Raw genomic sequence first — 21,439 nt, 5'->3', positions numbered from 1 at the left:
ATTTATTAATTCCTTATTAAGCTTTCGCCCGGATGTGTAATTAATATCCATGATACTGGCGGTCGGCTGGTCAAATGAAGCTCCTTTTATAAGGCCTAAGCCTGTTGCTCTTTCTGGTGTTGTATTCAATATCTACTAAGATAGCGAATTGGTCAGCAAAATCCATATCTTTGCAACGAGGATCCTGTAACTGATTCCAAAATGCATCTGCCATGGCTGAAAGACGCATTTCAATTAGCTTATCTTTAGTGCTTTGGTTACTCATGCGTCTCACCTCCGATAATAGTCTGCACCACGTGTAATGCCGTGTGGTATACATGCTTTTACTGCCTTTTCATTAGGCAATAATTCATTTTTCCGGGTGACAAGTATATTCTTTATATTTTTATAGCTCGGAGATGATGAAAAAGTAAGTGCTTTTTGGCAAGCAGCTTCCAGTAATTCGGCTGAGTGCTTATTTGCCAGCTGCAAAAGCCCCATACAGCTGCGATAGCCTTGCTGTTCTATCTTATTAGAAGAAAGTATTTTACTTACTACAATATGCGTATTAACACCTATTCTTGAAGCCCAACTGCGGAAGCACTCACCATTCCATTGTAAATATTCCTGATGATTTTTGGGCATGTGTTCCGCGACGGTGCTGTATTGTCCTGCAGGGCCATAAAGCCTCATATGAGAGGCAATTCTCTCATGATTACTGAATATCTCTATTAATCTGTCTGTTACCCTGGCGCTCACTTTTTTCTTAATGTATTCATAAGGAACAGAGTATAGCATTCCTTCAATTGATATGTGATAATTGAATTGGACGGTTGCGAGCTTCCATTCGCACAGTTCAAAACGGGTAGCAGGTAATGGTGCCAGATATGGTTTTTCTTCCCCAAGAAAAATACTTTCCCTGCTGCCTTCTCTTTTTTGGAAAGGTCGCTGATTAAAAAGTATTAATCTCTGTCTGATAGCTTTATTTAGCTCATGTAGGGAGAAAAACTGCTCCTTACGTAGTGCAGCGATAATCCATGTGGATATATTGCCAACAGCACCTTCTGCATTTGGTTTATCCTTTGGTGCCATCACCCTGGCAGGTATTATTGCTGTGCCGTAGTGCTCTGCCATTTCTTGATAAGAACGATTAATACATTGCTCATTCCAGTTACCAGAGCGCACCACTGCAGTTTTACAATTATCCGGTATGAGTATTTTGCTTACACCGCCAAAGAATTCATACATGTGAACATGGGCATTAATCCACGATTTTTGTTTCATATCCAGAAATGCCTCTGCATAAGCATATTTACTGTAGGAAAGGACTCCAACAAAGACATATGCTTTAACTGGTTTACCAGTTTCTGGATTGATAAAAGTCGCTGTGTCTCCTGCCCAGTCTACTTCTATCTGTTCCGCAGAATTACGTTTTATATGCATAGAAGCCCTGCGCTTTTGTTCATCCTGCTGAATGTGGTAACAGAACTGTGAGTACATTAACGGCTTTTGACTGCACTTTTTGCAGTCTTCCACATATTCCATCCAAAGAAGTTTCTTGCTTACGCCGTTGTGCATTAATTCCTTACGAATAAGCTCAAAATTTGGCATTGGCCTGGCAGGAACTTCCCGATGCGATGGAGGAAAAAGTCTGGAAGCTAATACTGCATCTGTGTCGTTAGGGCCTAGAGACCAATGAATATTCAGTTCATTGGCGCGTTTTAGCACACGATTCACAGTTTTCTTAGAAACACCACAACTAGTTGCGATGTTTTGCTGGCTTAATCCTAGACTGGACAGTCTAAGGATTTCGCGGTATTTGGTCATGTTTGTGACCTCCCAAAATTAAATTTACACCATTGGGTGCATGGTTTAATTTTAGGAATATCTGAAAATGGTTTCCAGCACCGGAATGCTGGTTTCCTTAAGAACGGAATAGCAGTTTCCTTCCGCCGGACAGATGGGACACGGAGACCAGATTATTCAGCTGGTCAAGAATATTACGGCCGAGCACGTTTTCCTTGCTTGCGGCCATACGGATATGCGAAAATCTATTGATGGTCTGGCTGCCATAGTTCAGCAAAATTTTAAACTGGATCCCTTTTCAAAGGACGTGTTCATGTTCTGCGGACGGCGCAAAGACCGCATAAAGGCTCTTTTCTGGGATGGTGATGGCTTCAGCCTGCTGTATAAACGTCTGGATAACGGCAAATTTTGTTGGCCAAAATCCCCAAATGAAGTTATAAGCATTTCTGAACAGCAGCTTCGTTGGCTGATGGAAGGGTTGGAAATCTGCCAACCTAAATCCATAAAAATGTCCCAAACAAAGTCCATAATTTAATACTGTATACTTCGTCCAAAACCCTTGTAAATGCTGCATTTACAAGGGTTTTGTGGTACAATAAAGGTATACTAAATGGGGGAGAAATTGGTGTGTCAGATAATAGTTTATTGGAAAAACTCAAAGCTGAATATGAACAAAAAATTGCTGAGATGGAGCTGCGTCATAAGCAGGAAATGGACCTAATGAAGGAACAACTTGCCTCTATGCGCAAGCTCCTTTTCTCGTCCAAATCTGAACGCACCAAGATAGTATTGCCAAATCCTGACCAGTTGTCCCTTTTTGACGAAGCTGAGCAGGAAGCTGCTCCAGAGCCATCCGAGGAAGCTACAACTGTTAAGGCACATAAGCGCAAGAAGCAGTGCACCCAGAAGAAGCTGGATCTTTCCAAGGCAGAGCGCAACGTTGTTGTCGTGGATATTCCAGAAAAGGACCGCCATTGCCCAGCTTGCGGTAGCGATGAACTGGTTCCTGTTGGAAAAGAGCATGTCCGCGATGAAGTACGCATTATCCCGGCAAAGATTATTGTCGATGAGATATACCAGACGGTCTACAAATGCAAAGCATGTGAAAATGACGAACATGTGGAATTTGTAAAGGCACCGACACCTAAGCCACTGGTTCCCAATTCGCCGGTTACCCCATCCGTAATGACTGCCACCATGCTTAACAAATTCCAGTTTGCATTGCCACTGCAGCGGCAGGAAAAACTGTGGCAGATTATGGGACTTAATCTCAGCAAGCAGACCATGGCTAACTGGATTCAGTACGCATACAGGGATTATCTCAAGCCACTTATTGGGCTTATGAAAAAAAGCTTCTTAGGGAAAATATCCTTCATGCGGATGAAACACCGGTTCAGGTGCTTAAGGAGAAGGGACGCAAGAACAAGAGCAAATCCTATATGTGGCTGTACTCCACTGGCCAATATGCCAAGCACCACATACGGGTCTTTGAATACCAGCCTTCCAGAGCCGGCGCATGTGCCAGTAAATTCCTTGACGGATTCCATGGTTATCTTCATACGGATGCCTATGCAGGATACAAACCTGTGGATGATGTAATCCATTGCTGCTGTATGGCCCACGCAAGGCGTAAATTTGTTGAGGCCCTGCCAGAAAATATTGAGCATCCAGAGGAGACCATACCAGGACGTGTCATTAAGGAAATGGGCCGCTTATTTAAAATTGAACAGGATTGTCAGGAGCTTTCAGCTGAGGAACGGCAAAAACAGCGGGAAAAAGAGGCCAAGCCTATTCTTCTGGCTTTATTTGAGTACCTTGAAAAAGAACAGGGTCATGTTCCACAGTCATCCAAGCTTTCCAAGGCCATAAATTACTGCTTATCTCACCGCAATGAATTGATGAACTATCTGCGTGACGGCGATTGCAGCATTTCCAATAACCTTGCTGAAAGAAGCATCCGTCCATTCACCATCGGTCGAAAAAACTGGGTATTTTCCGGCTCACCTGCCGGTGCCGAGGCCAGTGCCGCAGCATACAGTTTAATAGAGACATGCATAGCCAACAAAGTTGATACCAAAGAATATCTGGAATACATCTTTACAAACATGTCCCAGGAAGAATCCTTAAAGGACGATTCAGTTTTGGAAAAGTATCTCCCATGGAATGTATCCTTACCAACTGAATGATGAAGTCATTACGCAGCCGACCGGCTGCGTTTTTATTTGGGCTTGTTTAGGCATAGGATATTTTGACGCTTACCATGGAGCCGTAAGGATTCATTTTGTATTGGACAGTATGAAAATATTGAGCAGCCTGAAGAATTTCCTACGGCAAAAGTAAAAACCGCTATACGTCAGCTTCCTCATGAAAGCTCTGCAACATTCGATAAATTCAATTTCGGTGATACGGAGGATATGTGGAATGACTGATATGTTTGAAAATATTAATGACTGTTGTGTAAACCTCAAGATTGATCTCTGCGGAGCTGAGCTTGCAAAGATTGCCGTGGATGGAAACTATACAGCAGAAACAATGGAAGCCTTGTCACATCTTTTCACGTATCTTTCGACTAAAAAAGATGCAGCCATGGTTAAGGATATATTAAACAAAAGCAGATTGCCTAAAAGTGCTCCGAAAACCTTTGATAACTTCGACTTTACACGTATAAGGGGACAGGATGTGGAGCGTATAAAAGGTATAAGTAGTTTGGCAACACTGTACTCTGGCTCCAATATTACATTTGTAGGCCCGCCTGGTATTGGTAAGACTCACCTTGCCCAGGCATACGGTTATTAATGTGCGCAGCGCAGAATAAAAGTCTATTTTATTAAGGCAACTGAGCTGAGGGATAAATTCAACAAAGCAAGAAAATCCGGTTCAACAGCCAGCTGTGTTAATACCCTTGTTAGATACCAATGTCTAATTATAGATGAGATTGGCCATTGTAGATTCGACAAGGAAAATACAATGCTATTCTTTGATGTAATTGACAGACGGTATAATAAAGAGGGCATGTTCAATACGGTATTTACAAGTAATAAGCAGCCATCCCAGTGGAAGGAGTGCTTTGAGGAGGAAGATGCTCTTCTCTGCTCACTGGACCGTATATTTGATAATGCCATAGTTTTTAACCTTAAGGGAAAAAGTTATCGGGGCCGGAAACTCAAAGTAGTAAATGTTCAGGTTGACAATCTGAACAATGAAGATAAATAGTGTTTAGATAAGGCTAACTAACAGCCATAGCTGGGTTATTGGTCAACAAAGCTGACTGTTGAATTGGTCATTTTAGACTGACTCTGAAATGGCTATGCTGACCGACCCGTAGGTGGTTAAATTACGCCGACGCTAATAGAACCTCTCTTTACAAATGGAAAAGACAATTAATTCCACATGGAGAGGGCTTTAAAATGATTGATGAAAATGACAGTGAAGCAAAACTAATATCAGAAATAGCAGATTTAAAACAACAAACCGTTTTATTACAAAAACAAGTTCATAGGCTTCAATTAGAAAAAGACGCATTAGAAAAAGCTACTGAATTAATAAAAAAAGCAAAGGGCATCAATCTACAAAAGTTACCAAACTACGAAAAGGCAATAATCATTGATGCCCTGCGAGAAAAATATTGCCTAAAAGAATTACTAAATCTTTTTGAAATATCAAAAAGCAGTTATTTCTACCAGCACAATATAATAAATCAACCTGACAAATATAAAGATCTCAGAAAAGAAATCGTAACTGTTTTTACTGAATCGGGCGATACATACGGTTATAGAAGGATTCACGCTATGTTAAAGCGTAAATCAATTACTTTGTCCGAAAAGGTTATCAGGCGTATCATGAAAGAAGAAAAGCTGATTATTAAGAAGGTAAGAATTCGTAAATATTCTTCATATATGGGAGAGATATCTGATGCTGTGCCTAATCTAATAAATCGTGATTTTAAAGCAGTCAGCCCTAATCAAAAATGGCTTACAGACATAACTGAGTTCCAAATACCATCCGGCAAAGTATACCTATCTCCTATAATAGATTGCTTTGATGGGCTTCCTGTAGCTTGGACTATAGGTACAACTCCAAATGCTGAATTAGTTAATACCATGTTAGATACTGCTATTAAAAATCTACCAGAAGGTGCTCATCCAATAATTCATTCTGATCGCGGAGCGCATTATAGATGGCCAGGCTGGGTTAATCGAATGGAAAAGGCAGGCCTAAAACGTTCGATGTCAAAAAAAGGATGCTCTCCTGATAATGCTGCATGTGAAGCATTTTTTGGGCGACTAAAAAACGAAATGTTTTATAATCATTTATGGACGAATATATCTATTGATGAATTTATAGAAATATTAGATACCTATATCAGATGGTATTCAACAAGTAGAATAAAAATGTCACTCGGAGCCATGAGCCCGATGGAGTATAGACGTAGCCTTGGATTAATTGTTTAGTCCAAGAAAATGTCCGCACCCTCAGTGGCTCACATTTAGATTAGCATTTATACCCCTGTGCCTTGTCTATGGAAATATTAGTTATGATACTTTGTTTCATTGTTCAATAATGAGCCACCCCACAAAGCACTGCAACCCACAATTAAAGAACTTAAGATCATATAGACCCCTCCCGTTAATACAATGTCAATACTAAAAGTAAATGAAAGATTTACCGCCAATTTGACTAGTATGCTCACGAGAACGAAACAAAAATAATATATCTCACTAATATAGCCAATTGCTGATTTACATTTATATTATATCATTATTTAGAAAAATTGATGTTAGTATGATTTAGTGGACACAAAAAGTGCGACACATTAAAATCTTGATTAAGAAAGGATGTGTTTCACATGGCCCACAATGGCAACCGATACTCTGAAGAATTCAAACGACAGATTATCGATTTGTACCTATCTGGCAAACCGGTTAAAGAGCTCGCAGATGAATATGGTTTAGTCGAGCAAACCATCTATAAATGGAAGAAGCTATACGCAGCAACCATCAAGGTTGATGAAAATAAAACCATTTCTTTGAAAGAATATAATGCTCTTCAGAAGAAGATGCGTGAACTTGAGATGGAAAATGAAATATTAAAAAAGCTACAGCCATATTCGCCAGAAAACAATAACTGAAATCGTTGCCTTTATAACAAAACATCAAACTATATACCCTATTAAGCTCATGTGTAAAGTACTCGGAATTAACAGGAGTACTTACTACAAGGTTGCTAATAAGGTAGAATCTGCTCGAACTATTGAAAATCAAAAGCTTGATGCAGATATTTTGGCGATTTACTTTGCCACTAAGAGACGCTATGGAGCTCCCAAAATCCATCACGAACTGCTCAATCAAGGTTGGAATATTAGCCTAAAAAGAGTACAAAGACGAATGGCTGAGCTTGGCATTCATTCAATTGTGATCAAAAAATATCGCCACTATTCCAGTAACAAACGAGTTACTGAAAAAGATAATATATTGAATCAGGACTTTACAGCCTCTGGAATCAATCAAAAATGGTGCACAGATATCACCTACATTCACACTCAGAAAGATGGATGGACATACCTGGCATCTGTGATGGATTTATACAGCCGAAAAATCATTGGCTGGGCTTATGACATAAGTATGTCTGCTGAGCTTGCAATTAAGGCTGTGAAGAACGCTTGCTTAAATGTCTCTAATCCTGAAGGGAGTGTTCTTCAGAGTGATTTGGGGACACAATACACCAGCGACATCTTTGAAAGATTTCTGGCTGGTAAAAAAATACGTCATTCATACAGCCGTAAAGGATGTCCATATGATAATGCCTGTATAGAGTCATTTCATTCTTTAATTAAAAAAGAGAAAATCTATAGGCATGTTTACAAAGATTCAAAAGAAGCTTATGATAGCATCTTTGATGATGTGTTTACACATATAATTGTTAAAGCAATAGAGTATATCAATAAAATAGAAAAGAGTAATTAAAGCTAAAGGCACAACCTTGGTTGTGTATTAACCAACCCTAGAGGCTGTAGCACTTTTTTCGGCAGCAAGGTAATTGGCGACTATGCAATCCAGCGAAGATAATACAAAACACTTGTTTTACATTATACAAAGTGCTAATATGAAGGTGGAAGTGATGAGATTATTCTTTGTTGATGGGATGATATGCTGGAAAGGGTGCGGATAATGGATTTTAAAGATCCTAGTAATAAAAAAATATTAGAAAAGGCCATAAAAGATTTATTGTCGGAATATCAATCGGCATTTGACTCTTTATTGAATGATGAGCATGGATATAAAAAGGGTGCGTTATTGTATTATTGGCTGCGAGATTATAAAAATTATCTTGAGAACGAGCTTGATTTTAGTCCTAATTTTTTCCCAAATTTTAAACGTGGAAATATAGTAAATGTCAATCTTGGTTTTAATATTGGAGCTGAAATGGGAGGGTTGCATTATGCTGTAGTGTTAGCTGACAGCAATAGGATGAATCCTAATATTGTGATTGCTCCGTTAACCTCGGTAAAGAGTACCAAGGATGTGTCTAAATTACGTCCAACAGAACTTTATATTGGTGAAGAACTTTTTTACATGATAAAAGGCAAATATACTGCTTTAAGGACCTCAATACCAACAGAAATTAAATTGTTAGAAGAGGCTGCAGAACATGGTGCATGTGGTGAAGAGTTGGATAAAAAGATAAAAGAGCTTGTTCTTAAAATTGATTTGTTGGAAAAAACAATGAAGAAATTTTTGGTTTTAAAGCACGGTAGTATTGTAGTATTAAATCAAATACGAACAATAAGTAAGATGAGAGTCGTAGATCCTACGGATAAATACGATATTCTTTATGGCTTGAAATTATCCACTCCTAATTTAGATGCTATGGATGAGAAAATGTCAAGTCTATATTTAAGACATTCTTGACATTTGTTGGGGAAACGATTATTATTATAGTACAATACAGCGGTTTACCCGCACCTAAGTTTAGGACACAGTGGGATTCCCACACCTAAGACAAAATAGCCTTGCACCATTGTGGTGTGAGGCTATTTTTGTAGTGCGCCCAGCATGGGCGCACTTTAATGGGGGAAAGTCCCTAACCAGCCCTAATAGCGGGAATGGTACAGCTGAACACCAAGGGTGTCCATCGTGAGGTGGAATCTGAAGGAAGGTGTAGGCAAATCTCCGGTCTGACGAACCCTAAATGACCGATATGTAATGACCTCTTGTCAAGTATAAAATGACAGGAATCACCACAGATGAATATTTTTGTCCGAGGAAACCGTGTGTCTGGTGAGTATTACGACGAAATAGAGCCACTAAATCTGACGTAGAGAGCCACTCGTTCCGATGGTGGGAGCCACCGTTTCTGTTAGCAGAATCTCCTGTTGAGAGCCACTTGGTGTCACTGTACAATGGACATTGGAGATACCCCAAATATGTTCAAAGGAGTGATCAACAATGTCAAAAGAACGGGAAATCCTGCAAATGTTCCAGACTGGCATGAGTCAGCGGAACATTGCGCTAGGGCTGCATACTAATATTCATATGGTTCAGTTCTTTGGTGGTGCAGCCAGACTCTTGATTCTGGATAATCTAGAAACGGGAATAGTTTCCAATCGGAAACATGAGGATCCGGTTGTAAACCAGTCATATAAGCATTACCACACGGCAATCCTGCCAGCCAGAGTACTTGCACCAAAAGATAAGGCCGCCGTCGAAGGATATGTTGGAAATGTGACCAGCCAAATCATTGCCAAGCTCCGCAGCGAAAAGTTCTTTAGCATAGCTGAACTCAACCGTGCCATTGCTGAACTTCTGGAAAAGTTTAATAAAACTCACTTCCAGAAACGCGACGGATCCAGACTATCTGTATTCTTGGGGGAAGAAGCTCCGTTCTTGCAGCCTTTGCCAGCACTGCCTTATGAATACGCACATTGGAAACAGGCTACTGTACAGCTTAACTATCATGTGAGCGTAGACAGCCAGAACTATTCATGCCCTTATCCAGATAAATTTTCAGATATGACCTTTGATGAGCGTATGACTACCATGATCGACAAAGAATACGATGCACGAACCAACAATCGCATCAAACGTCTGCTGAAAAAATCTGGTTTACCATATACTAAAGCCAGCATATGTGATATTGCCTGCTTGCCGGAGCGTCAGCTGAATCGTGAACTCATAAACAGGCTTGGAACTTGCGATTTCATAAGTCAGAAGCGAAATGTATTGGTTCTCGGAGCCACAGGTGCTGGCAAAACTTTCTTGGCAAATGCCATAGCAGCTGATGCTTGCAGGGATGGCTTGCATTCTCTTTACATTCGGCTTCCAGATTTCTTCATCGAATACGCCAACGCATCAGTCCTTCATAAGGAATTTGAGATTTTTAAAAAGTACCAAAAAGCATCGCTGTTGGTTCTTGATGAATTTCTGCTCATACCCGCAGATGATAACCAGCAACGCATACTTCTGGAGCGCCGCTATGGCAGGTCTTCCACCATATTCTGTTAACAGTTCAGCCCAGAAGGTTGGCACGACCAGCTTGGTGGCAGTGCTATTGCAGACTCAATTCTTGATCGCATCACACCAAATTCTTACACCATTAGCATCCATGGAGATGTCTCAATGAGGCAAAGGCTATCTGATAATGATTAACCATAAATTATAACGAGCTTTAAGATATCCCCTTCCTCTTTAGGTGGGGGAAAACAAACTACAACAGCTGGTGAGCATATATCCCAGCTCGTTGAAACGCTAATTGGAAGATTTTTCTTCTAAAAGAAGAAAAATTTGAACAATGGCGTTATAATCTGCTGGGGAGAGCCATCTGTGTCCACTGTACACGGATGGCTCTCTCGAGCATATTATAAATTCATATATGTTCTAAAAGGTGGCTCTAGGGAGCATATTGCCATGCTCCCGGCCATCGTAATATTCACCTGCCAACTGAATAATAATAACATTATACTTTGTCGCAGTCTACGGGCTGCTTTTTATTTGTGCTTGTTTGGGCATAGGATATTTTGACAATTACTGCTAAAGGTTGCTAAATGATACTATAGTATGATATAGTTTAATAGAACAGAGATTCTAAATAGTATTTTGGTTGTGACAGATATTTCAAAATGAAATAATAATGATTATAGTGTTTGTTAGTTAGGTAATGGGGAAATTATGGAGCTAATAATCATTATATATAATATCAAATAGGTTGGTTCAGATATTAACAAAAGGGGAGTGCTGGTTAATGCTTGATAGAACACCGAAAGTTTTTATCTCATATTCGTGGACATCTAAAGAATATCAGGAAACTGTAATTGCTTTGGCGAGTCGAATGCGACATGATGGTGTTGATGTAAAGCTCGATGTATGGGACCTAAAAGATGGGCAGGGCAAGTATACTTATATGGAGCAGTGCGTATCCGATAATAGCATCGATAAGGTATTGATATTGTCAGACAAACTTTATGCCAGCAAGGCGGATAAGCGCAAGGGTGGCGTAGGTGACGAAACAACAATAATTTCAGCAGAAATATATGAAGATGCCGATCAACAAAAATTTATTCCTGTGGTAATGGAACGTGATGATGATGGGCGTGAATATTTGCCAGTATATCTTAGATCACGTATATACCGGGATTTATCCGGCAAGGATTATGAGCTGGAGTATAAAGCATTACTTCGTACAATATTTGAGGCTCCAACTTATCAAAAACCACAAATAGGCAAGCAACCGGATTGGTTAAAGGAAGAAACGCCCGATGCAATTTATGCATTAAAAGAGGCATCAAAACGGATATCATTGCTAGATCTGGAGAAAGTGAAAAAAACGGCAGTACGTGATTTTTTAGATACATATATAGAGGCGATGAAGCAATTCTATAGTGAAAACTGTGATGGAGAGCGGTACATCAAAAATTTTTCTGAAATGAAAGCGTATAGAAATGTTTTTTTGGATCATATTGCTGCTATTTCAGAAAATGACAACTTTGGAAGTATAATGGCAGATGAATTTGAAACAATGTATAATACCCTCTACAACGTTGATACATTTAATCTAGGGGCAAGTTCATGTAATAATGACGATTTTGATTTGTTTCAATTACATATTTGGGAATTATTTGTGTGTGCAACTACATATATGCTTCATTTTGATATGTATAAAGATATCCATGAATTGTTGGTTCATACATATTTTTTAAAAACGTTGCCGTTAGGAAATGAATTCAGACCATATGATTATACAAATTTTAGATTTTATTCGAAAATGATAGAAGAAAGGGTAAAACCACAATTGCCGGAGCCTTTATCTAATAAATATACACTTACGGGACATTATATTGTATCCGAAAGAGCATATATGCCTATATACACGCCCAAGGCAATGGCCAATGCTGATTTGTTCTTGTATCAAGTATACAATGGTTTAAATTTGGAACAACTGATGGGGTGGGGGGCATGGTTTCCTACTTTGTACGTATATGCAGATCAGAACCATTCAATTTGGCAAAAATTATGTTCAAAGAGGTTCTGTGAGAAAGTTATGCCTTTATTTGGGGTTGAAACTGTAAAAGATTTACAAAAAGCTATATCTAAATGCGTAATTGAAAAGGATTATCGTTACCAAGGCACTTGGCATGGTGCGTCTTCAATTCTCACGTGGATAAAACTCGAGGATATGGCGACGCTTCCTTAATCTGGAGGAAAAAATGATTTATGCAGAGTACACTGATAAGATTTACTGATAGCAAATATATGGACTCCTATTTGAAAGGAGAACTATATTTATCATCGTTATCCACATTCTGGGATATATCGAAGAACAAGATTCCATATTTTCAGCACATGAACGCAGAAGATATATCAGAGTTTTTAACAAAAATACCATTAGATCAGCAAGATTTTTCAGAAGGTGTGGCTGCGCAGATACCAAGAAATTATATTGCAGATTATTTTGGCTCGATTAAAACGCATATAATCCATGATGTCAGATTTCGTCTCTCAGCCTATAAGTATTGTAACTTACTTTGCTTCTTCAGAATTGATGCAGAGAGTTATGACAAATATGGATTGCTTGATGAAGATAACATTTCGTACATTTTGAATGCGCAAGGAGAGAATGTTTCTGCCGCGTCCATTAAAAACATGGGAATAGGGGAAGTTAAGCAGTTTATAAAACGCGTCTCTAAGGTAAACCATTTGTTGTCATCAAATAAAATTCACTTGGTTCAATTACCTTCAGTTGATATGGATAATTTTGGCGATATAGTTATTGTTATCAAGGATCAGCAAGAATTTGAGCATCGTGTTATTTCGGCTGTGAAACGAACAGGTGGACATGTTCTACTTGGGGATATCAGGTACCATCCAATGCTTGACAGAGTAGATCCGAATACTCTTAATCAACATAGTATCACTATGATATCGTCAAAGGCTGTGGGAGAAGCGGATAATGCAATGTCGTTTACAGATGATGGTTCATTTCATATATCCATTTTGGATGGGATAAAAGATATATACTGGAGAGGGTGTTTTGATAAGTATGACAGATTTGCCCATCAAAAGGAGTGGAGGGTTTGCTGGCTTCCAAATGAAAGGAATTATAAATCTAAGATCTTATCCGTAGGGCCATTAGAGGATATCATTGATATTGTTGCTACAAAGGATATTCGCGAATATCTGTTGAACAAATTTAAGGGATATATTCCGGGAATCGTACCAAATGATCGCCAGCAGATAACCGGCACAAATAGCTATAACGCGTTCAAAGAGTATGTAAAAATGATAGATGGTCTTGGCGAGTTCGTTGTAGAAATAAGATGACAGATATTGTGACTAAGTTTAGTTTAGCATGTATACGGAGTGGGATGAAATGTATATCTACAAATATCTAACATTTACACAGTTCATTGATATGGTTGAATCTCAACGATTGTATTTGACACGTATATGTCCCGACAGGCAAAAGAAAAAGCAGCCCGAAGGCTGCGTCATTGTGTGATGGCATCATTATTCAGTTGGCAGAGTCACATTCCATGGGAGATACTTTTCCAAAACAGCATCATACTTTAAGGATTCTTCCTGGGACATGTTTGTGAAGACAGCTGTAATACTGTGGGGGCTTGCGTCCTTTGTATAAAAAAATAGACTTTTATACAAACATATGTTACTATTGTGTTAACAAACTATTGTTTGGTTATATTAATTTTGGATAATAAAAATACTTGAAAATATATCTCACTGAAAGGAACGGACTATGTTTTTCTTCTTTTTTGATGATAACATTGAAGATAATATAATAATTTATAATACGGATGACGGTAAGGCTAATGTGAAATTGTACGCAAATGATGGCACTGTGTGGGCTACACAAAAAGCCATGGCGGAATTATTTGATGTTAATATACCAGCAGTCAACAAACACATAAAAAATATATATGCAGAAAGTGAACTTAATGTAAATTCAACTATTTCCAAAATGGAAATAGTTCAAAAAGAAGGGGAGAGGGAGGTCAAACGGCAGGTTGAGTGTTATAGTTTAGATATGATACTTGCTGTAGGTTTCCGCGTTCGCTCTCCGAGGGGGGCTCAGTTTAGAAAATGGGCAAATACTACCCTGCAAGAGTATTTACAAAAGGGATTTGTGTTGGATGATGATAGACTGAAAAATCCTGATGGGCGTACAGATTATTTCGATGAACTTCTTGCTCGCATTCGGGATATTAGAGCCAGTGAAAAGAGGTTCTATCAGAAAATTAAAGACTTGTTTGCACTATCATCTGACTACAACAGTAATGATAAACAAACACAGCAGTTTTTTACTGAAACTCAAAACAAATTAATTTATGGTGTGACTGGGATGACTGCTGCTGACTTGATTGTTGAGCGTGCAGACTCCAGTAAACCTAATATGGCACTGACTTCATGGAAAGGTAAACAAGTAAGAAAAGCAGATATTACTATTTCAAAAAACTACTTAACTGAGGATGAGCTCGATTCATTAAATAGATTAGTAACTGTCTTTCTTGAAAGTGCTGAATTGCGTGTGAAAATGAGGAAAAATCTTACATTGAAGTATTGGAAAAAAACTGTTGATAGTTTGCTGTTAGATCATGGCATACCAATTCTTAATGGTAGCGGCAAACACTCTCATGAGTTTATGGTAGATTATGTTTCAACAATATATTCTGACTTTGATAATAATCGCAAACATCAGGAAGCTGTTTGTGCTGACCGGGATGATATGGCAGAACTTGAACAGGCAATACCTTTGCTTAAGGGGAATAAACGGTAATATCATGGTAGACTTGATATTGATAAAATTATTTATATAACCGCTCCAATCAATTCAGGACAATATACATTTGAACTTTATTTTCCTGATGAGAGTTTGTATAAAAGTGCCAGAAATCAATTCCAAAGCCGCTAATTCAAATTGCAAACAAACCTATTCTGGAATGGGAGATTGAAAGCTTAGTTAAGCATGGCTTGTTACTTTATTTACTCATCCCAATTCTCATCCCTATGATTCTGGTCTTATCATTGCTGATAAAAGTAATGCAGTAGTATCTTGGCTTACTAAAGAAGATGTTAGACCTGAGTATTACAAAAATAGAGTAAATGCTGGGCTTCATGTAATAAGTCCTGATGCTCTCGATATGTTGGATATTGATATTGAGAAGATTGGTAAAGTTGATGAATCAACTGGAAAGACAATAAAACTTGATCTCGATAGACAGGTATTAAAGCCGTTATGTGGCACCGGCAAGATATTTTGTTATGATTCCCCGGAATATGTAAAGGATATGGGGACACCTGAGCGATTTGAAGCTGTATGTAAAGATTTTGAAAATGGTGTAGTTTCAGCCAAAAAATTGGCTAATAAGCAGAAGGCTGTGTTTTTGGATAGAGATGGTACGATTAACCTATATAAAGGATTCTTGCGCCATGTTGATGACTTTGAATTAATTCCTGGTATTGCAGAAGCAATCAAAAAGATAAATGCCTCTGGCTACTTATGTATAGTGGTTACAAATCAACCTGTTATTGCTCGTGGAGAGGTTACTGTTGATGCTCTTGATACTATTCATAAGAAGCTGGAGACAGAACTTGGTCTGAAGGGGGCTTATATAGATGGGCTATATTATTGTCCTCATCATCCTCATAAGGGCTATGGGGGCGAAGTGCCTGAATTAAAGATTGAGTGTGAATGCAGGAAACCCAAGCCAGGCATGTTGTTGAAGGCTGCTGCAGACTTTAATATTGATTTAAGCCAGTCATATATGGTAGGAGATAGTGAGAATGATATTAAGGCTGGTATCGCTGCTGGGTGCAAGAGCATATTGGTTAACGGCGTAGGCTGTGATTACCATGATGGTGACTACGGACAGATAGATACTGTTGAATCTGTGTTGGCGTTTGTGGATAGGTATATTGTGTGAAAATTGTTTGGGTGATGTGAAGGATGAGGTTTATACTAGGGATATTTTTTGTAGGGATTAGAGATGATAAAAGCAGCCTAACGGCTGTTTTTTTGGTTGGATTCTTTTTAAAACAAACTCTTGTTTTGGTAATGCGATAGTGGTAAGATGATGGTGAAAGATTATTAAAAATGGCTTAATATTATGACAATAGTTTGGCAAGTAACTTTATAATTAGAGGGGTAAATGTCAATCATAATGAAAAAGAGGAATGACGAAAAATGTTTTATAATCAATATCCATATAGTATTTTCAATCAAAATTCATTGAGTCTCCATAATGAACTACAAACAGAGAAAGATGCCAAACAACATCACCTTGAGCAACAAAAATATATTTTGGAGATGCGAAAGGCGATTGCAGATTTTTGTAGAGCAGCTAGAAAGATTACTGAAGATTATCAGCAGCAGTCAATGAACGCCTGCATAGAGGAGATATTAATACAAGCAAAACAAGATGGATATGGTGGTAGTAAGTGAAAAATGCACGATTGTATTGTTTGTGGGTGTAACTTAATCATATTTGTATGCACCATTGCTTATTGTAACAGTATACGAGGTGGGCTTATAAATGATTTCTGCTAATCAATACAAATTGACTTGGACTCACTTTGACGACATAAATCCAGATAAAAGAATAGCTTTTGAAAATCTTTGTCGATCTTTATTTTGCAGGAAATATGCAGATAAATATGAGGTAGTTCATTCTAATCCTAATCATCCTGGAGTGGAAGTATCACCAGTACATTCTCAAGATGGTATTGAGATGATTAGCTTTCAGGCAAAATACTTTGATGGCAACATTGAATATGATCAAATTAAATCTTCCATGAAAACTGCGATAGAGTATTATGGCGGAATACTTGATAAGATTTATCTTTACTGTAATAAGGATGTAAATACTACCACAAAGTCATACATTGATATTGAAAAGATGTTGACGAATGCTGGTATAGATTTAGTTCCGATTACCGGCCAAAGCATTTTGGACGGAGCATTGGAGTTTCCGTCTATACTTGCTTGCTATTTTGGATTAGATAAACTTGATAAGAGTTGGTTTGAGTTAAATCTAAAACTGTCATTAGACAACTTGGGGGGCAGATATAATGGCAGATTTAACATTGATACTGATGCAAAACGGAAGATGGCGCTCTTTCTTCATAATGCAGAAGGTATTTCATTATTAAACAGAAAAAAGGCGGATGTAGTTGAAGAGTTAAAAGATATTAGATGGCGATGTGATGGGAATTATAAAAGAATAATAAATAATCTTATTTTTGCGATTGAGAATCTGGAAGATGTGCAAATTGATTCAGTTTCAGATGTACTTAAGTGGAAAGAATTAGTAGAAAAAGCAAGCAAAGAAGAACTAATCAGGTTGACTGAATCAATACCTGTAATTGAAGGAGCAATAGACAAAGAAAATCATGGCTCAGAGCAATATTATAAGTTGAGTAGCGAACTTTATGTCGTTAATTTCATTTTAAGATGCGTTGAACGATTGGCAATAACTCAGTCTGAAAAGAGTTTGCTTTGTTGTCAGGCATTGTTTGTTACGGGGGAAATGGGGACAGGAAAATCTCAGTTATTGGCAACATCAGCAAAGAATGAATTGAGTGAAGGGAGAAATGCTTTGCTGATGCTTGGTCAGACATTTACATCCAATGAGCCGGTTGAAATGCAGATGATGAATGGACTACTGCAGATTGATACCAATGAATCGTTTGACGCATTGTTGGGAGCAATGGATGAGATTGCTTATGAAAGCAATGAACGAGCGTTTATATTTATTGATGCCATTAACGAATCGCGAGACAAGGATATTTGGGTAGATGGATTAAATCGCCTTATAACGATTATGGGGCAGTATGATAATCTTCGTTTGGTTGTGTCGCTACGAAGTGGATTTGAACAGGTACTGTATAGTGACAAAGTCCAGAATGAGTTGAAGGCTGGGAAGATTGCATCTATCAAGCATGAGGGGTTGATGGACGATTCACCCAAACCAATTTTTGAATTTTTGTCAAAATATGGTGTTCCAGCTTCGCCAGAGTTTTATCTTCAGCGGGAGATGTGCAATCCATTATTCATCACATGGTTTTGCCAGACATATGCAGGTGAGGAGCATGGATTGATATCTCTTATTTCAACTGTTTTGGATCAGGCTGATAAAGAGGCGTCTAAGGCTACTGGTCATGAAGAACCATATCGACTATTAAAAGATTTACTATTTGAATATATAGACATATCTGAAAAGGATTATGTTACTAAAAGAAGATTGTTAGGAATGGAAACTTGGCAGCTGTATGGTGTGGCCGATAAAGTAGCATACATTAACGCAAGTGAACGTGCTGGTGTTTTGATATCGTATATAAGAAATGGAGAAGAATATTACTATATTGGGTATAACTTACTGGAAGATTATATCCGAGCCTCTAGAATTGTCGAAAAATATGATTCTATAGAAAACCTAAAGGATTATTGTCTAAAAGAGTTGTTTAAAATTGATTCTAATGGAAATGTTACCGATTACGGCAATGAATCTATCTTTGCCATGGTTTGTTCTTTGTATGCTATCAAAAACAATGAGGAATGCATAGATATAATCGATGCTATAAAGGTAGGTTGGGAGAGAAAACGGATAATAGATGCTTATTTTAAAACATTTACTTGGAGAAATCCGCAATATTCATTGATGCAGATTGTCGAACTGATGAATAAATATAAGATTGCCAGAAGTGTCTTGTGGTCTATTTTTATTGAGTGTGCCACAAAAGAAAACTCGATTTTAAATGCGGATGGTCTTTTTCAATTGCTAGACAGATATTCGTTGAGTAAGCGTGATTATTTGTGGACGATAGCTATAAATGATTTGACGGAAGATGACAGAATAATTAGCTTGGCATATTATTTAGAATCTGGGAATGAGCTGAGGGGGCTTTCTGATACATCTGTAAAATACTTATTGAGTCTTTTTACTTGGATGCTTTCATCATCTAATAGGGTTCTGCGTGATCGTATTTCAAAAGCGATGATTGAGGTTCTAAAGGGCCGATTCAGTCTTTGTTCAGTTGTTCTGGAGAAATTTAAAAATGTAAATGATCCATATATAATTCAGCGTTTGTATGGAATTATTTTTGGTGCAGTAATGAAACGTTCACAAACGCAGATAAGAGAATTTGAAAGTCTTGCTCGTTTGGTTTATTCCGAGGTGTTTGATAAAGAAAAAGTATACCCGGATATTTTACTAAGAGATTATGCTCGGTTAATTATTGAACGATTTATATATGAAAATCCGGACAGAGAGGGCTTTTTTGAAAAAGAAAAAATAATGCCACCATATTCTTCATGCCCAATACCCCAAGCAGATGTCGTTGATTATGACGAAGGAAAATACCATGAAAGTGGAATGTTGAAATTGTTGTATTCAATGAAGTTTAACATGGATGTTAAGGGGGCTGGCATGTATGGTGATTTTGGAAGATATGTATTTCAATCAGCGTTACATGATTTTATTGGTGTAGATATGAAAAATGTATATTACTATGCTCTTGAATACATAATTAAAGAAATTGGATATTCAAACCAATTGTTCGGAAAATATGATACAGATAGAGTTTATATTGACAGACACCAGCTTAAAAAAGTAGAGCGAATTGGTAAAAAATACGAATGGATAGCAATGTACAACATCCTTGCGCGACTATCCGATTATTTCAAGGTAAGAGGTGAAAACTGGAACGACGAAATTGGAAAAGATTATTCTGGCCCCTGGAATCTATATGTAAGAGATTTTGATCCTACATTAAATACCAAGATTAAGCATGATAGAAGTATGTTTCCTGTATTTGAAGAAGCAGTACTGAATGAAGTCCGCTTTATTGATTCTGATTCATCAGATGAAGAGATAAACGCATGGGTACGAGGTGATGATGAAATATATCAGCATTTCCCAGATAGATTTATACGAATAGATCGAGATGGCGTGGAATGGATTTCAATATATTTATATCAGGAACGTAAGAAAGAATTTCCTGGGGTAGAAGATTCTTTCCTGTCGTTGCCACGTGGGGAACAACACATTTGGGCAATTTCTGCAATGCATATTGCAGATGATTCCCAGAATGTCTCAATAGAGCTTCTGCAAACATCGGGTTATCTAAGAAAACATTCAGGAATAAATCCTACTAGGGACAGTTATACATTATTTTCAAGAGAGTATGCTTGGAGCCCTGGGTATATAAGTGAGTTTTTGGAAGATGACTTTGATGAATGTGAAGTGAAAGCAATTCCTGCCACAATTAATACCATTTGGGGAGAACAGTATGATGCTTCCCAAGATGAGACGACATCATATTACATTCCCACGGGAGATATTATTTCGGCACTAGGCCTTTATCAGAAATCGGTGGATGGAGCTTTCTTCTATAACGACCAGCTTGCTGCATTTGATACCAGAATTATTGGAGATAAACATGGAGAACTTCTAATTAGAAAAGATCTCTTAGAATTATTTATAGCTAAGAGAGGCGTCAGTGTTTTTTGGGATGTTGTGGGAGAGAAACAGTTCTTTTTGGGAAGAGATGGTGGACAAATATGGCAACGGAGAGAGGGCTATTTTCTTTACGATGCAAATAGGATTGAGGGAAAAATAGAGATTGTTCCAAATATCATTTAGTTCGTATTTGTTGAATAATTTGGCGTTTACCACCTGCCATTTGGACGTGGTGTACTGATTTTGAAGATTTTCTGTAAGAGTCAAAAATATCACCGGTTTTTATCCAGCCTAGTTTGTGTCATAATAGCATCATCGAATAGGAGGGGGATAGATTCAATCTGGACGTGTATTTACTATTGGAATTTTTTATAGAAATAGATACCTAGTTAAATCATTTTACGGTAGTATTTTTTAAAGAAATATTAACAAATACACTGCTAACTTGAAATAACGGTGTATTTTTGTTATTCCTGTGTAGGGGAGGCGTTGGTTTTAAAATCCCCGCTATATGTATGGGCACAGATAAATTGCTGCAAAAGCGCAATGGTATAATCCATGCCAATATTATGGATTTCATGAAAGCTGAAAAGGAGTTCTGATTATTGGTTGTGACACTGTTGTTAGATGTAGTGAAGTTTTTGTTTACAATGTATGATTGAATATATAACAAAATTATTGTATAATTTT

At 37.9% G+C, this 21,439-nt stretch carries 13 protein-coding genes and 3 pseudogenes; 14 read left to right on the top strand and 2 right to left on the bottom strand.

Annotated elements, in window-relative coordinates; translation table 11 throughout:
* Positions 1-70 precede the first annotated feature (70 nt).
* Complete coding sequence (locus D081_RS01215; protein WP_085022313.1) at positions 71-265, bottom strand: hypothetical protein; 195 nt, start codon at positions 263-265, stop codon at positions 71-73.
* A 5-nt stretch (positions 266-270) separates the two neighbouring features.
* A complete protein-coding gene (gene istA, locus D081_RS01210; protein ID WP_085022312.1) occupies positions 271-1,806 on the bottom strand; it encodes an IS21 family transposase in 1,536 nt (511 codons plus the stop codon).
* 133 nt (positions 1,807-1,939) lie between these two features.
* On the opposite strand from istA, the gene tnpB reads away from it, so the two are divergent.
* The 14 genes and pseudogenes from tnpB (at position 1,940) to D081_RS01130 (ending at position 20,932) form a co-directional block, all read left to right on the top strand.
* Entirely contained in the window at positions 1,940-2,320 is a 381-nt protein-coding gene (tnpB, locus tag D081_RS01205) for an IS66 family insertion sequence element accessory protein TnpB (protein ID WP_085022311.1), read from the top strand.
* A gap of 152 nt (positions 2,321-2,472) precedes the next feature.
* Positions 2,473-3,971 (top strand): annotated as a pseudogene (locus D081_RS13075) (IS66 family transposase).
* A 178-nt stretch (positions 3,972-4,149) separates the two neighbouring features.
* Positions 4,150-4,998, top strand: a pseudogene (locus D081_RS12875) (ATP-binding protein).
* Between the two features lie 146 nt (positions 4,999-5,144).
* Positions 5,145-6,236 (top strand): annotated as a pseudogene (locus D081_RS01180) (IS3 family transposase); the annotation flags it as partial.
* 395 nt (positions 6,237-6,631) lie between these two features.
* Positions 6,632-6,913, top strand: a complete 282-nt coding sequence (locus D081_RS01175) for a transposase (RefSeq protein WP_085022305.1) — start codon at positions 6,632-6,634, stop codon at positions 6,911-6,913.
* Positions 6,914-6,962: 49 nt separating this feature from the next.
* Positions 6,963-7,748, top strand: a complete 786-nt coding sequence (locus D081_RS01170; RefSeq protein ID WP_085022304.1) for an IS3 family transposase — start codon at positions 6,963-6,965, stop codon at positions 7,746-7,748.
* A 204-nt stretch (positions 7,749-7,952) separates the two neighbouring features.
* Positions 7,953-8,693, top strand: coding sequence for a type II toxin-antitoxin system PemK/MazF family toxin (locus tag D081_RS01165; protein WP_085022405.1), 741 nt, complete (start codon positions 7,953-7,955; stop codon positions 8,691-8,693).
* 537 nt (positions 8,694-9,230) lie between these two features.
* Positions 9,231-10,286, top strand: a complete 1,056-nt coding sequence (locus D081_RS01160; RefSeq protein ID WP_085022303.1) for an ATP-binding protein — start codon at positions 9,231-9,233, stop codon at positions 10,284-10,286.
* 736 nt (positions 10,287-11,022) lie between these two features.
* The gene (locus D081_RS01155) at positions 11,023-12,471 is read left to right on the top strand and encodes an SEFIR domain-containing protein (RefSeq protein ID WP_085022302.1); all 1,449 of its coding nucleotides are present in this window, start codon (positions 11,023-11,025) and stop codon (positions 12,469-12,471) included.
* A 20-nt stretch (positions 12,472-12,491) separates the two neighbouring features.
* A complete protein-coding gene (locus D081_RS01150) occupies positions 12,492-13,598 on the top strand; it encodes a hypothetical protein (RefSeq protein ID WP_085022301.1) in 1,107 nt (368 codons plus the stop codon).
* A gap of 433 nt (positions 13,599-14,031) precedes the next feature.
* The gene (locus D081_RS01145; protein WP_085022300.1) at positions 14,032-15,069 is read left to right on the top strand and encodes a virulence RhuM family protein; all 1,038 of its coding nucleotides are present in this window, start codon (positions 14,032-14,034) and stop codon (positions 15,067-15,069) included.
* A 364-nt stretch (positions 15,070-15,433) separates the two neighbouring features.
* On the top strand, positions 15,434-16,216 hold the full coding sequence (locus tag D081_RS01140) for a D-glycero-beta-D-manno-heptose 1,7-bisphosphate 7-phosphatase (RefSeq protein ID WP_233127379.1): 783 nt from the start codon (positions 15,434-15,436) through the stop codon (positions 16,214-16,216).
* A gap of 260 nt (positions 16,217-16,476) precedes the next feature.
* Positions 16,477-16,734, top strand: coding sequence for a hypothetical protein (locus D081_RS01135; protein ID WP_085022298.1), 258 nt, complete (start codon positions 16,477-16,479; stop codon positions 16,732-16,734).
* Between the two features lie 91 nt (positions 16,735-16,825).
* Positions 16,826-20,932 (top strand): hypothetical protein, encoded by a 4,107-nt coding sequence (locus D081_RS01130; RefSeq protein ID WP_085022297.1) that lies wholly within the window; start codon positions 16,826-16,828, stop codon positions 20,930-20,932.
* The last annotated feature ends 507 nt before the right edge of the window (positions 20,933-21,439 follow it).

Source organism: Anaerovibrio sp. JC8 (assembly GCF_002100115.1).
Classification (GTDB): Bacteria; Bacillota; Negativicutes; order Selenomonadales; family Selenomonadaceae; genus Anaerovibrio.
The sequence above is the reverse complement of the archived record's forward strand: the minus strand, read 5'-3'. Positions and strand labels throughout refer to the sequence as shown.

Coding starts and splice junctions, on each gene's coding strand:
- D081_RS01215 (WP_085022313.1), bottom strand. CDS start 265: ATGAGTAACCAAAGCACTAAAGATAAGCTAATTGAAATGCGTCTTTCA.
- istA (WP_085022312.1), bottom strand. CDS start 1,806: ATGACCAAATACCGCGAAATCCTTAGACTGTCCAGTCTAGGATTAAGC.
- tnpB (WP_085022311.1), top strand. CDS start 1,940: ATGGGACACGGAGACCAGATTATTCAGCTGGTCAAGAATATTACGGCC.
- D081_RS01175 (WP_085022305.1), top strand. CDS start 6,632: ATGGCCCACAATGGCAACCGATACTCTGAAGAATTCAAACGACAGATT.
- D081_RS01170 (WP_085022304.1), top strand. CDS start 6,963: ATGTGTAAAGTACTCGGAATTAACAGGAGTACTTACTACAAGGTTGCT.
- D081_RS01165 (WP_085022405.1), top strand. CDS start 7,953: ATGGATTTTAAAGATCCTAGTAATAAAAAAATATTAGAAAAGGCCATA.
- D081_RS01160 (WP_085022303.1), top strand. CDS start 9,231: ATGTCAAAAGAACGGGAAATCCTGCAAATGTTCCAGACTGGCATGAGT.
- D081_RS01155 (WP_085022302.1), top strand. CDS start 11,023: ATGCTTGATAGAACACCGAAAGTTTTTATCTCATATTCGTGGACATCT.
- D081_RS01150 (WP_085022301.1), top strand. CDS start 12,492: ATGCAGAGTACACTGATAAGATTTACTGATAGCAAATATATGGACTCC.
- D081_RS01145 (WP_085022300.1), top strand. CDS start 14,032: ATGTTTTTCTTCTTTTTTGATGATAACATTGAAGATAATATAATAATT.
- D081_RS01140 (WP_233127379.1), top strand. CDS start 15,434: ATGTTGGATATTGATATTGAGAAGATTGGTAAAGTTGATGAATCAACT.
- D081_RS01135 (WP_085022298.1), top strand. CDS start 16,477: ATGTTTTATAATCAATATCCATATAGTATTTTCAATCAAAATTCATTG.
- D081_RS01130 (WP_085022297.1), top strand. CDS start 16,826: ATGATTTCTGCTAATCAATACAAATTGACTTGGACTCACTTTGACGAC.